13 protein-coding genes are annotated in these 12,338 nt (G+C 48.6%); 3 read left to right on the top strand and 10 right to left on the bottom strand.

Annotated features, from left to right (window positions below):
* Positions 1-93 precede the first annotated feature (93 nt).
* The 3 genes from BST96_RS17015 to BST96_RS17005 all read left to right on the top strand — a co-directional run bounded on the left by BST96_RS17015 (position 94) and on the right by BST96_RS17005 (position 2,275).
* Positions 94-999, top strand: a complete 906-nt coding sequence (locus tag BST96_RS17015; protein ID WP_085759849.1) for a helix-turn-helix domain-containing protein — start codon at positions 94-96, stop codon at positions 997-999.
* Positions 1,000-1,075: 76 nt separating this feature from the next.
* Complete coding sequence (locus BST96_RS17010; RefSeq protein WP_085759848.1) at positions 1,076-1,855, top strand: TrmH family RNA methyltransferase; 780 nt, start codon at positions 1,076-1,078, stop codon at positions 1,853-1,855.
* 3 nt (positions 1,856-1,858) lie between these two features.
* Entirely contained in the window at positions 1,859-2,275 is a 417-nt protein-coding gene (locus BST96_RS17005; protein WP_085759847.1) for a nuclear transport factor 2 family protein, read from the top strand.
* On the opposite strand, the gene BST96_RS17000 is transcribed toward BST96_RS17005, so the two are convergent.
* The 10 genes from BST96_RS17000 to BST96_RS16955 all read right to left on the bottom strand — a co-directional run bounded on the left by BST96_RS17000 (position 2,247) and on the right by BST96_RS16955 (position 12,336).
* On the bottom strand, positions 2,247-4,340 hold the full coding sequence (locus BST96_RS17000) for a PQQ-dependent dehydrogenase, methanol/ethanol family (protein WP_085759846.1): 2,094 nt from the start codon (positions 4,338-4,340) through the stop codon (positions 2,247-2,249). The genes BST96_RS17005 and BST96_RS17000 overlap by 29 nt on opposite strands.
* Positions 4,340-4,711: a VOC family protein gene (locus tag BST96_RS16995; protein WP_085759845.1), complete on the bottom strand. Its 372-nt coding sequence runs from the start codon at positions 4,709-4,711 to the stop codon at positions 4,340-4,342. Before BST96_RS16995 ends, BST96_RS17000 begins: the two co-directional genes overlap by 1 nt.
* 62 nt (positions 4,712-4,773) lie before the next feature.
* Positions 4,774-5,292: a pyridoxamine 5'-phosphate oxidase family protein gene (locus tag BST96_RS16990; protein ID WP_240554828.1), complete on the bottom strand. Its 519-nt coding sequence runs from the start codon at positions 5,290-5,292 to the stop codon at positions 4,774-4,776.
* Between the two features lie 13 nt (positions 5,293-5,305).
* Complete coding sequence (locus tag BST96_RS16985) at positions 5,306-5,659, bottom strand: DUF2834 domain-containing protein (RefSeq protein WP_085759844.1); 354 nt, start codon at positions 5,657-5,659, stop codon at positions 5,306-5,308.
* 23 nt (positions 5,660-5,682) lie between these two features.
* On the bottom strand, positions 5,683-6,990 hold the full coding sequence (locus tag BST96_RS16980; protein ID WP_085759843.1) for a spinster family MFS transporter: 1,308 nt from the start codon (positions 6,988-6,990) through the stop codon (positions 5,683-5,685).
* Between the two features lie 11 nt (positions 6,991-7,001).
* Positions 7,002-7,763: an SDR family NAD(P)-dependent oxidoreductase gene (locus BST96_RS16975; RefSeq protein WP_085759842.1), complete on the bottom strand. Its 762-nt coding sequence runs from the start codon at positions 7,761-7,763 to the stop codon at positions 7,002-7,004.
* A gap of 19 nt (positions 7,764-7,782) precedes the next feature.
* On the bottom strand, positions 7,783-8,706 hold the full coding sequence (locus BST96_RS16970) for an SDR family oxidoreductase (RefSeq protein ID WP_085759841.1): 924 nt from the start codon (positions 8,704-8,706) through the stop codon (positions 7,783-7,785).
* Between the two features lie 57 nt (positions 8,707-8,763).
* Entirely contained in the window at positions 8,764-10,194 is a 1,431-nt protein-coding gene (locus tag BST96_RS16965) for a carotenoid oxygenase family protein (protein WP_085759840.1), read from the bottom strand.
* Between the two features lie 50 nt (positions 10,195-10,244).
* Positions 10,245-11,174: an SDR family NAD(P)-dependent oxidoreductase gene (locus tag BST96_RS16960; protein WP_085759839.1), complete on the bottom strand. Its 930-nt coding sequence runs from the start codon at positions 11,172-11,174 to the stop codon at positions 10,245-10,247.
* 19 nt (positions 11,175-11,193) lie between these two features.
* The gene (locus BST96_RS16955; RefSeq protein ID WP_085759838.1) at positions 11,194-12,336 is read right to left on the bottom strand and encodes a CaiB/BaiF CoA transferase family protein; all 1,143 of its coding nucleotides are present in this window, start codon (positions 12,334-12,336) and stop codon (positions 11,194-11,196) included.
* Positions 12,337-12,338 lie beyond the last annotated feature (2 nt).

Here is a 12,338-nt window from a genome sequence, read left to right as displayed (position 1 = left end):
CACCCTTTTAATTTATCTTCCTAAGTGTAAGAATAACCTTAGGAATCTAAACGGCGCAATCGCCATTAGAATTAACCTTAAAAGGACACATATATGGCACTATTCTCTAAGCCAACCGCAAGGGCCTTGGCAATTATTGATCTATTGATGGCAAACCCTCAGCAAACCTTTGGCCTCTCTGATATGACTCGGCGCCTTAAATTAAATAAAGCGACCTGCCACGCCATATTATCGACCATGAAAAGCCATGGTTTTCTGCATCAGGACTGCAAGACAAAGGCTTATCGTCTGGGCCCCTCCATGGCCGCAGCGGGTCATGCTGCCTTTTCTCAATACCCGTCGCTATCCTTTGCCAGAGAGGAATTGGAACTTCTCAGCAAAGAACTCAGTATGGACTGCTCTGCGATAGCCAGGTCAAGCTCAAACCTGGTTACTCTGGTCCACGCCCAACACAGGCTGCCTCTGTCACCGCCTGCACAAACAGGTCTTCGCCTGCCCAATATTGCACCACTGGGGGCTTGCTTTATCGCTTGGTCTGCCAGTAATCAGTTACAGCAATGGATTGAACAAGCTCATGAGTCGCAAGGTTGCTACGAGGAAACACTCGACCAACAAATTAGGATAACCGTCATATCCATTCATAAACGCGGCTATGAGGTCACCCTGAAAACCGACACAGAATCCACCTGGAGCCAGAGCCTGGACAGCATCAACAAAAGCTCACAGCAAGCGATTAAGCAATATAACCTGGATTTCCAGCAGGCACTTTGTCAAGAACAGTACCACCTCGATAAAATTGATCCAGATATTAACTACGATATTGGCACTATTTCCGTACCTGTATTTGGCTGCGGCCATGAACCGGAATTGGTGTTTACCGCTAATGCCAATGACACACTTAGCGGGATGGACATTGACTCCATTGCCGGTCAATTAAAACGGGCATCACAGCGGGTTAGCCTGGCAACACAAGAATTTCTGCAAGCCCTGCCAGGTTGAGAGTTTTTTTAACACAGACTTAATCCATCTGCCATGGGCTGTTATCATAGGGTTAACATACACCTTGGCCAGCACCATGACAGACTCCCCTGAATATAAAAAGAAACGCGCTTTTTATGACAACCTGCTCACCATTTATGGTCGCAAACCGGTATTGGAAGCGCTGCAAGACCACAGTATTAATATCTATAAACTGCATCTGGCAGACAGCAACAAGTCAGGCGGAATTATCGAACAGATCAATTCGCTAGCGGAGCAACGCGGCATTGAAGTGCAATGGCATAACCGTCAGGCTCTCTCCAGAATTTCTCGCAATAGCAAACAGGATCAGGGCGTCGCAGCGGATATCCAGCTAGACCAGCACCAATCTGTTAGCGAATTTATCCAGCAACAGCAAACCAACACGCCCTATCGATTACTGGCACTGGATTCCATCACCAACCCCCAAAACCTGGGCATGATTATCCGTTCAGCCAGTGCCGGCCATATCGATGGCATCATTATCCCGCGTAAAGGCTGCGCCGCATTATCACCTCTGGTGATCAAAGCCAGTGTTGGCACAGTATTTAAAGCAACATTAATCCACTGCGAGACCTTGCAACAAGCTCTGGAACAATTTCAACAACAACAGGCGACAATCTGCACCCTATCCTCCCATGCCAAAGACTCGCTGTTCGACTACCAGTGTGAGCAGTCTATTATTTATGTCCTGGGTAATGAAACCGATGGCGTGTCACAAGCTGTCAGCCAATTGTCTGATCAACAACTGGCAATCCCCATGAATAATGGTGTTGAATCTTTAAATGTCGCGGTTACTGCGGCACTGATCGCCTTTGTCAAACCCCAGCCGGAATAATCCATGGACACATTGCAAAGCCTTATAGATAGCAACGCCATTGCGCAACTGAAAGCGCGCTACTGCGATGCCTGTGATAATGACCACGACGGTGACCAGGTCGCCGCATTATTTATGGAACAAGGCAGTTGGCATCGCCTTGATCAGGACGCTGTTATTGGCAAACAAGCGATTGCCGAGTATATGTTCAGTATTAGAGACGCCGGGGGTATTACCCGCTCAGCCCATATGATTAGCAACCCCAACATTACTGTCAGTGGTGACCATGCCACCGCCAACTGGCGTTTTATGATGACCTATACCGCCACGGATACCGGCGCTATGCATACCATTATTGGCCGTTACGAAGATAAGCTGATCCGTGTTGAGGGGCAGTGGCTATTTAAAACCATTACGGTTGCGGTTGAACAGCGCGGCTAGCGTTAGCCGACTCCCGCGCGCGCCAGCGAATATATTCATATAAATCATCTATACGCTGATCACTAAAACCGCTAAAGGCTGGCATGCCCCGCTGCTGTAATAACCCCCCCTTGACGATTTGTTGAAATAAGGCTTTATTCGCGGCCATTGTCGATGCCCGTAAATCCGGTGCGCCGCCTCCAGCAACCATGCCATAGCCGTGGCAATAAAAGCAGGTTTCTGCAAAAGCAGACTTACCCCTTGCTGCTTTTTTCTCATCAATGACTTGCTTGGGATTGTCCACATATTGCAAGGCCGTTAGCGGCGCCGCAAAAGGCGGCAGCGTGGCACTGCCCTGCAAAGAAAAAGTTAATAAACGGCGCGTATGTACGCCGTATTCCCAGCCATGCTGGGCAAATAAACTTAGACCAAAATAGGTTGCGCCACCCCAACCGGCGAGCACCGAGATATATTGCTTACCGTTAATCGAATAACTGATCGGTGGCGCTGAGATACCGACACCCACAGGAAAACGCCATAGTTCTTTGCCGCTGTCTGCGCGATAGGCAACTAAGTGCCCCGCCGCCGTACCCTGGAAAACCAGATTACCCGCAGTCGCCAATGTGCCGCCATTCCAGGCGCCGGGCAAAGGTTTTTCCCACGCTTTTTGTTGTTTGACAGGGTCCCAGGCCAGTAGCGAGCTACTGCCGATATCAGCGGGAAAATCCTCGGTGACTTTATTGGTGCCCACACTCCAGCGGAACATGCTGCTCTGCCATTGCTCTAAATCCAACTCGCTATCATCAAACAAGCTGGGGATTTCCTGAGTAGGAATATACACCAGACCGGTGTTCGGGCTATAGGACATAGCATGCCAATTATGGGCACCGTAACCGCTGGGCCATACCAGTGCCGGTTCGCTCATATAGCGGGCACTTGGGTCTTCAACCGGCCGCCCTGTTGTAAGATCGATACGTTCAGCCCAAGTGACTTTGCTAAATTTTTCTGCGGAAATAACCTTGCCATTGTCACGATCGATAACATAAAAAAATCCATTTTTAGGTGCATGCATAATCACCTTGCGCTGCTGCTGGTCTAACTCCAGATCCGCCAGCATAATGTCCATAGCCGAATTATAATCCCAGGTTTCACCGGGGTTGGTTTGATAATGCCAGATATATTCACCGGTATCGGCATCCAAAGCGACGATAGCGCAAAGAAATAAATTATCGCCACCACCGGGACTGCGGATTTTTTGATTCCAGGGAGCGCCGTTGCCGGTGCCTAAATAAACACGGTTATACTCCGGGTCATAGGTAATGGCATTCCAAACCGTACCGCCACCACCGTGCTTCCACCACTCGCCTTTCCAGGTTTTGGCGGCCATGGCCATGGCTTTATTTTCAAAACCATCGGCGGGGTTGCCGGGTACACTATAAAACCGCCAGCGCTGCTTACCGGTTTCGGTATCGTAGGCGGTGACATAACCACGGACCGGACCAAATTCAGAGCCGCCATTACCAATAATTACCGTATCATTAAATACTCTCGGGGCACCGGTAATGCCTAAAGGCCCATCAATGGCTGTGGTTTGTACCACCCAGACCGGCACACCCGTTTTAGCATCAATAGCAATCAAGCGACCATCGGCCGTACCAACAAAAACACGCCCCTTCCAAAAGGCAATACCCCTACTGGTCCCCCAGGACATCATAGTTTCCTGACGGCGGTTTTGCTGCAAGGCTGCCAGACTTTTGGGGTCATAGCGCCACAGCTCAGCACCGGTTAACGCATTGACAGCAATCACGACTGAATGCGTGCCAGAAAAATACATCACGCCATCCACCACTAAGGGAGTGGCATTTAAAGATTTCATTGAGGGAAGTTCTAGAGACCAATCCAGCGACAGCTTGCTGACAGTCTGGTCATTAATGGCACGCTCAGGGCTAAAACGTTGTTCGCTATAGGTGCGGCCATAGGAATACCAACCGCCATCCTGATCAGGGTTGGCGATGGCTTGATTATTAATCTCGCTATAAGAGAAAGCCGAAAATAAAAGGCAGACAACTGACAGTAAACGCAACATTAAGGCTTGGCACAGAAAATATTAAATTTATTACCATCCAAATCCCTGAAATACGCCACATAAAAACCAAGACCGCGAATACCGGGCTCACCCTCATCGGTACCGCCTAATGACAGAGCCTTATGATAGGCGCGGTCCACCTGGTCTTTATCTTTGGCGGATAGCGCAATCATTACCCCATTGCCAACGGTTGCAGGCTCACCATCGAGTGGCTTGACCACAGAAAAGCCTACACCTTGCGATTCATCAGCCCAAAAAATCATGCGATCAGTTTTCATGGACTGAGCCACATTTAACTCGACTAAGAGCTCATTAAAAAAACCTTCGGCACGCGCAAAATCATTGGTGCCTACTGTGACATAAGAAATCATTATTTAGCCTCAAGAGAGTTGCCCCCGCTTTTTTACACGCTATGGGCGGGAGCAAAAAAATGTTACTTTTCCTGACCTGGTACCTTGCCATCATAGGACGTGCTGGATAAGGCATCACCATCAAACTTAATCGCTTTTTCAGGCACCAGTTCCAGAACGACACGCAATGGGGTGTCCAAATGCTCCATAGCAGCTTCATGGGTAGGTGCCGGATAAGGAGAAATAATATCCGCCATAGCAGGATAGAACCAATCTTTGGTTTCCTGGTCTTCGTGGATAGTGACCTTGCCCATATAGGTAATAGTTTTACCGGGGCCCATATCTGTACCCATACTGGAGATAACAACAGAAGCCCGTGGATCACGTTTTAGGGCTTTAATACGAGCGCGCTGACTGGTAGCCGTCACCCAGATAGAACCATCTTTGGCGATATAATTCATAATAACGCCAAGGCCATGCCCCGCCTTGTTGGTCCAGACAAAGTTACACTCGATCTGCTTGTCCAGTAACTCCTGCTCGCGCTCAGGGGTTAAGGTATACAGGGTTACATCTTCATAACCTTTCATTTTTTCGTCAGACATTCTAAAACCTCTATTAAGATAAACTGTTAGTTGTTTGTTCTATGCTTTCAAGCTTGCCCTGGCGGACAAATAAAAATAAAGGGAAGGCAAAAGCAAAAGCCACACCAAAGGTCAGTACAATATAAACCCAGAAAAAACGCAGCCCCAGTCTTCTCGACTCAAAAAACATCCAGCATAGGCCAGCAATGCAAGCTACCATCAAATCCCAACCCAAAGACTTGGACGCGGCATTTAAACTGCTATCGGCAATAAATTGATCGAGATTAAAGCCATCACCATACTGCGCCATAAATTGCAGATTGAAATACCAGGGCATCACTAAACCCGCTACGGTTAATAGTAAATATAAAATACGCACTGCACTCATAAGCTACCCCTTATAACAAGCCATTAATCTGGTACTCTGGCCAGGTCCTGTTTTAGCGTTTTTGATGCCCAATAATAATGTACCGTAGACCACAGCCAGGCCGAGCAGATTAAAATCATCATGGCATAGCGCAGCCCATCAACGCCGTAATCAATCTGCAGATAATCACTGAGCAGACCAACGGAATAAGGCCCTAAACCCAGGCCAATAATATTCAGAATAAAATAAAAGACCGCTGACCCCGTGGCGCGCATATTAATATTTAACATACCGTGAATCATCGCGACGCAACTACCCACATACACTGTGGATAACATCATCGGGACAATATTAATTAATAGCGTAGCCTGCGCCGAAGAGGCCATCATGGTCAACGCAAAAAACGGCGCAGCTAATAGCGAAGCAATGGCAGGCAACCACATATACCAGCGCTGATCACGCCGCCCCAAACGGTCAGCAATCACCCCGGAGCATAGCGTACCGATTGCACCAAAGACGCCAATCGTCAACGCCAGCCATGTACCGAGCTCACCGGTACCCATCTCATAATTTCTTAAAATATATGAGGCAATCCAACTAGTAACGCTATAACCACTAAACGCAGATAAGGAGCCGGCAAACATCAAGTGACGCAAACTGGGACGCGACCAAATTAGTTTTAGCACATCGTTTAATTTACTGGGTTTGGCCTTGGCTGCCGCCTGCCTATCTTCAGAAAAGCCTCGAATAGGTTCCGCGATTGAAAACTTTACTAACAGAGCAATTAATACACCCGGCAAACCAACAACAATAAAAGCGACCCGCCAGCCAAAAAATTCATTGAGCCAACCGCCTAATAAAAAACCAAATAAGATACCAACATTAATCCCTGAGGAGTAAATCGACAAGGCTGTCGCTCTAAATGAAGGGGGGAATACATCGGACAACATGGAATGTGCTGGTGGACTGCAACCGGCCTCACCAACGCCAACCCCAATACGGGCAGCCAATAACTGCCAATAATTTTGTGCCAGACCGCAGGCGGCGGTCATCACACTCCACAGCGCAACGACATTGGCAATAATATTTCTACGGTTGGCTTTATCGGCAAGACTGGCAATGGGGATACCGGCTGTGACATAAAATACTGCAAAGGCAAAGCCGGTCAACAAACCCAGCTGGCCATCCGATAAACCCAATTCGGCTTTAATCGGTTCTTGCAAAATAGCCAGCAATTGACGGTCAATAAAATTAACCGCATAGATCAAGGTCAGCACACCCAGCATATAGTAACGGGACGAAGCCTGACTATAAGGGGTTTCTTGTTCAGGGGGTGTCGCTGACTGATCCATAAGCGGCTTCCTTAGAGATCAAAACGCGGCAGATGACCCATCTGCTGACCACCGGAAAGGTCCAGCACCTGGCCATTGATATAACCCGAGCGTGAATCATCAGCCAGATAGAGCGCAGCTTCCGCCATATCATCTACGGTACCCATACGGCCACAAGGGGTTTCATCCAAATGCGCCTGAACCACCGACGGCATCGCAAAAAACATATCCGTCATATCGGTTTGAATCATACCGGCGGCAATAGAGTTAAAACGGATTTTCTTTTCCTGATATTCCACGGCGGCCACTTTAATGGCATAGTCGATACCAGCGCGGGCACCGGAATAAGCAGCCAGACCTGGCCCTGGTATACGGGCTGTTAATGAAGAGACGGTAACCACCGACCCGCCCTTATCCATAACTGCGGCAGCATGCTTAAAGAACAACAAGGCGCCAATAAAGCTGACTTCCAGCGTTGGGCGAATCATATCGGCGGTTAATTCTGCAATGGTACCGGCGGCATGGACACCCGCTGAATTGACGGCCATATCGACCCGTCCATATTTTTCCATGGCGCTGCTAAATAGGTTTTCAAGCTGCGCTTCGTCAGTTAGATCACAGGCCACTGCCAAACCGTTTATCTCTTTGGCCAATTCAGCCAGCGGCTCTTTGCGCCTTGCAGCAACCACAACATTGGCTCCTTCAGCCGCCAGGCGTTTTGCAATGGCTGTACCAAAATTACTTTGCCCTGAGGCACCCAATACGACTGCGGTCTTTCCGTCTAATGTTCCCATAATAAATTCCTGTGATCTTTTATCTATTATCTAAACCTGTTAAAGCTTCACTGCGCTCCCAAACGGCAGTACACAAAGCTTCGTCAGATGCTAATTTGTATTCGGGGCGTGCTTCCTGACAACTGGAAAAATACAAGCCACCTTTGCTGGCATAATCCGGTGAGGTAGCCAGATAAACACTGGTGGCGGCGCCCTGCCCCTTGGATTTCATAAAGGGGATGGCCACAAGTCCCAGAATCATAAAGGGTAAACTTTGATCGCGGGCCAGCTCCGTGGCAATAACACCGGGGTGCAAAGCATTGGCAACAATGCCATCTTGGTTAAAGCGTTTGTTGAGTTCTTTAGCAAATAATAAGTTCATCAGCTTGGAATCGCCGTAAGAACGCATACCGCTAAACTTTCTCTCTTCCCAATTGATATCATTAAGCTCGGCAGTTTGCGTCGCCATACCCATAGCGCCCGAGGCAACAACGACCACCCTGGCCTGACCGGCACGCTTTAAGGCATCAATAATTAAACGAGTAAACAGAAAGTGGGCTAAATGATTAATACCCAGATGGGCTTCAAAACCATCCTCGGTACGGCGCTCCATGGGGATCATAATACCGGCATTATTGATCAGTATATCCAGCGGCATATCCCAGCTTAAAAACTCTTCCGCAGATGCCCGCACACTAGCCAGAGCATTCATATCAAGTGGGAGGTTTAACAACTGTTCAGGCTGTATATTACCCGCGCTTTCAGCGACAATTTTGTCCCGCGCAGCTTCAGCTTTTTGCTGGTCACGGCAGGCCATAATGACTTTAGCGCCGCGCAAGGCTAATACCCGAGTGGTTTCTAAACCCAGCCCCGTATTAGCCCCTGTTACCAAGGCAGTCTTGCCCTTTAAATCAATGCCCTCACTGACTTTCTCAGCGGTAGACCAACGGTTAAAGCCGCCCATAGATAACCCCCTGCTTGTTATTCTTATTATCAGCCCCGTTTAATCGGGGCCAATCTGTTAAGCCATTGCTGAATCGGGTACCCATACACCGTGGAAGCCTACCGGGACCCGAACAGGTAGCTGTACTTTGGCAATCGGTCCAGCGGACACCTTAGTGGCATCAAAGATACAGAAAGCACTCTTCTCAGTATTTTTGTCATAGACATAGCTACAGAGATAGCCTTCATCTTCACCGCCACCATTCTCATTAGCGGGGATAAACACAGCTTCACCGGGTAGCAAATCAGGGCCAGGTAACCAACTATCCGCCTCTCCGGTTTGCAAATCATATTTTCTGATACCGCTGGAAGCCTGATTAATTAATTCAGGTGTATCATATTTTTCATCGACCACCAGGCTATAACCATAGCGATAAGGCTTGGTCCACAATGAACGGTTAACCTGTGGGAATTCCATCGCACCTTCATAGATACGTTGCACCGAGGCCTGACCGGTTTTCATATTCATCGAGAAACGTGACAGATGCGCCGGGTGGAAGAAATCATGGGAGTTTTTCACCCAAAGATTATCATAGCGAGCAGCATCGACCATCACTTCATCGCCCTGCTCAAAGGAGTTCATAATATGGAAAACAAAACAGGCGGGAATATCAAACCATTTAACATCGGCATTGGTACCGGTGCGAGGCATAACACCAAAGCGCGTCATATGGGAGTCATCCCATTTAAACGGCAGGCCTTCACCCATGGCAACAGACAGCCATGAAAAACGTACCGGCATATCCATAAACACCACATAATTATCAGTGACAGCAAAATCGTGAATCATGCTGGCGCCGGACATTTCAATCGGCTCTACCTGCAACATATTGCCCGCCTTGTCAGCGCGCATATAGGTCAAATAAGGTGCTGTCACATCATAACCAAAGAACAATAACTCACCGGTAACCGGATCAATTCTTGGGTGCGCCGTCATATTACCGGGCAGCTGCCCTTCATAGTTAAACGGCCCCTTAGTGGATAAGTCAGCGGGGTCAATCTCATAGGGGTAACCAAACTCACCCAAAGACATTAATTTGTCGCCGTGGTAGAGCACAGAAACCGCAGAAGTGGTGTCTTCCGGTTTTGGAGCACTAAACCCGCCTGTCTCTTTACGGTAAACAGGGGTGTCCACATAGCGATTGCGATACCACTTGGCTTTACCGTTCTCAAGGCGGATACCGTGCAGCATACCGTCACCACCAAAGAAATGTGGCGCAATACCAGTGGACTCGTTAGTACCGTTACGAACATACAGGCCGCTTAATTCTGGCGGAATAGTGCCTTCAACTTTTAGCGTAGTTTCTGTAACTTCGTCAGAAACCGGACGATAGTTACCCTGCTGCCAAAACTTGGTGACGGGCTCCTCAGAGCAACCTGTTATCACAGAAGTCGTTGCCACGCCCATTGCACCTAAACCGGTATATTGCAAAAAATCTCTACGTTTCATGCTTATTCTCCAGACTCGTTATTTTATAATCATTGTTAAACTTGCTGTATTTAAAAGGATAGCCCGTCTATCAACTGTTCCGTTTGCTGCCACAGGTTTTTTCCGGCCTCAGCATCCATAATATAATCACAGTAACCCACCAAAGGATTCGTATGGCCAAGGGCTTCGCCAATTTGGCAATCCTCCAGATAGAGACCGCCCTTGCCTTCCAGCTCCGGGCTGGTCGCCGCCCAAACTGAAGTGGCCGCACCTTGCTCAATAGTTTTTAACTGCATACCTTCGGAGCTCATTGCCGCAGAGTCTTCAGCGGTAAAATGCCTGCCCAACTCAGTAAGAATCAGGCCGGGATGAACCGCATTGGCGGTAATACCCTCAGCACCGTATAAACGATTAAATTCAACCGCAAAGACCGCATTGGCTGATTTGGCAGAGCCGTAAGCCTTCATACGATCATACTCGGTTTTATCCCAGTTTAAATCGTCATACATCACATCGCTAAACTTATGGGCAACGGAGGACAAAGCAATAACCCGAGCAGATGCTGCGGCTTTTAATGCTGGCAATAGCAGCGAGGTCATCAGGAAATGCGATACATGATTAACACCGATTTGCATTTCCAGACCCTGCGCAGTTCTATCCAGAGGACAAGCCATAATACCGGCATTGTTGATCAGTATATCAATCTGTGGACATAAACCTACAATGGTTTCAGAAGCTGATTTAACGCTGCTTAGATCAGCTAGATCCATAACCACAGCGCTGATATTCTCGTTAGCTGTTAAGGCTGTTAACTCGCTAACGGTTTCATCAAGGCGCTGCTGGTTTCGGCCCACAGCAATCACCTTGGCGCCTTTGCTGGCTAGCGCTCTAACAGTTTCTTTACCAAGGCCACCATAGGCGCCGGTAACCACCGCGGTTTTACCGCTAAGGTCTACACCACTAACAACATCATCACAGGTAGAATCAAATGAAAAACTCATAGTCTTTGCCTTATTCTAATTATTGCATCACCGCACCGGAGGCCAGCAACTGCTCAATCGCCTCTGCATCAAAACCATAATCCTGTAGTACCTGCACAGAGTCTTCGCCCGGACGTCGGGGTGGTACTGGCACTGCCGGTTGCGAACGACTAAAACGTGGCGCTGGCGCCGGTTGTTGAACACCTTCAATATCAATAAAGGTGCCGCGAGCTTTCATATGATGATGCTCTGGCGCCTCCCACATTGAGAGTACCGGGGAAAAACAGGCATCGCTACCCTCTAGCAAATCACACCACTCTTGACGGCTGCGCGTCAGAAACACAGCGGCTAAAATTTCTTTTCTGCGGGGCCACTGACTTTCATCTGCTTGCGGATAAAAATCTTCCCGGTTCAGCCCCAACGTATCAATCAATAGATCATAGAACTGCGGCTCCAAGGGCCCTACAGAAATATACTGCTTATCAACCGTCGCATCGGTCTTGGTTTCATACACTTCATAATGAGGCGCACCGGTATTTAAAAAATGAGCACCCCGCTCTGCGGTAAATGAACCCATTTCCCGCAAGTCATGAAACAAGGTCATTAAGGATGCTGCACCATCCACCATAGCAGCATCGATTACCTGCCCTTTGCCACTTTGCTGCCGCTCATATAAAGCAGACAGAATACCAAAGGCCAAATACATACTGCCGCCACCATAGTCACCCACCAGGTTTAACGGCGGCACCGGCGCATCGCCTTTGCGGCCAATCGCATGCAGCGCACCGGTTAACGAGATATAGTTAATATCATGACCCGCTGCACTGGCCATTGGGCCCTCTTGACCCCAACCGGTCATACGACCGTAAATCAAACCGGGGTTTCGTTCTAAACAAACCTCCGGACCAATACCTAAACGCTCAGTCACACCGGGACGGAAACCTTCAATTAACACATCCGCTTTATCGACTAAAGCCAGCAGCGTATCAATACCCTGCTGCTGTTTTAGGTTGAGAGCAATAGAGCGACGATTTCGGCGAGTCACTTCAACCGGCTTGGCATCGCCCGCTTTGCGTTCCACCAAAATAACTTCCGCCCCCATATCTGCCAGCAACATACTGCAAAATGGCGCAGGGCCCAGGCCCATTAATTCGATTACTTTTAGTCCAGCCAACGGGCCCATAG

It is taken from the genome of Oceanicoccus sagamiensis (assembly GCF_002117105.1).
In the GTDB taxonomy this organism is placed as follows: domain Bacteria; phylum Pseudomonadota; class Gammaproteobacteria; order Pseudomonadales; family Dasaniaceae; genus Oceanicoccus; species Oceanicoccus sagamiensis.
The sequence above is the reverse complement of the archived record's forward strand: the minus strand, read 5'-3'. Positions and strand labels throughout refer to the sequence as shown.

Coding starts and splice junctions, on each gene's coding strand:
- BST96_RS17015 (WP_085759849.1), top strand. CDS start 94: ATGGCACTATTCTCTAAGCCAACCGCAAGGGCCTTGGCAATTATTGAT.
- BST96_RS17010 (WP_085759848.1), top strand. CDS start 1,076: ATGACAGACTCCCCTGAATATAAAAAGAAACGCGCTTTTTATGACAAC.
- BST96_RS17005 (WP_085759847.1), top strand. CDS start 1,859: ATGGACACATTGCAAAGCCTTATAGATAGCAACGCCATTGCGCAACTG.
- BST96_RS17000 (WP_085759846.1), bottom strand. CDS start 4,340: ATGTTGCGTTTACTGTCAGTTGTCTGCCTTTTATTTTCGGCTTTCTCT.
- BST96_RS16995 (WP_085759845.1), bottom strand. CDS start 4,711: ATGATTTCTTATGTCACAGTAGGCACCAATGATTTTGCGCGTGCCGAA.
- BST96_RS16990 (WP_240554828.1), bottom strand. CDS start 5,292: ATGTCTGACGAAAAAATGAAAGGTTATGAAGATGTAACCCTGTATACC.
- BST96_RS16985 (WP_085759844.1), bottom strand. CDS start 5,659: ATGAGTGCAGTGCGTATTTTATATTTACTATTAACCGTAGCGGGTTTA.
- BST96_RS16980 (WP_085759843.1), bottom strand. CDS start 6,990: ATGGATCAGTCAGCGACACCCCCTGAACAAGAAACCCCTTATAGTCAG.
- BST96_RS16975 (WP_085759842.1), bottom strand. CDS start 7,763: ATGGGAACATTAGACGGAAAGACCGCAGTCGTATTGGGTGCCTCAGGG.
- BST96_RS16970 (WP_085759841.1), bottom strand. CDS start 8,706: ATGGGCGGCTTTAACCGTTGGTCTACCGCTGAGAAAGTCAGTGAGGGC.
- BST96_RS16965 (WP_085759840.1), bottom strand. CDS start 10,194: ATGAAACGTAGAGATTTTTTGCAATATACCGGTTTAGGTGCAATGGGC.
- BST96_RS16960 (WP_085759839.1), bottom strand. CDS start 11,174: ATGAGTTTTTCATTTGATTCTACCTGTGATGATGTTGTTAGTGGTGTA.
- BST96_RS16955 (WP_085759838.1), bottom strand. CDS start 12,336: ATGGGCCCGTTGGCTGGACTAAAAGTAATCGAATTAATGGGCCTGGGC.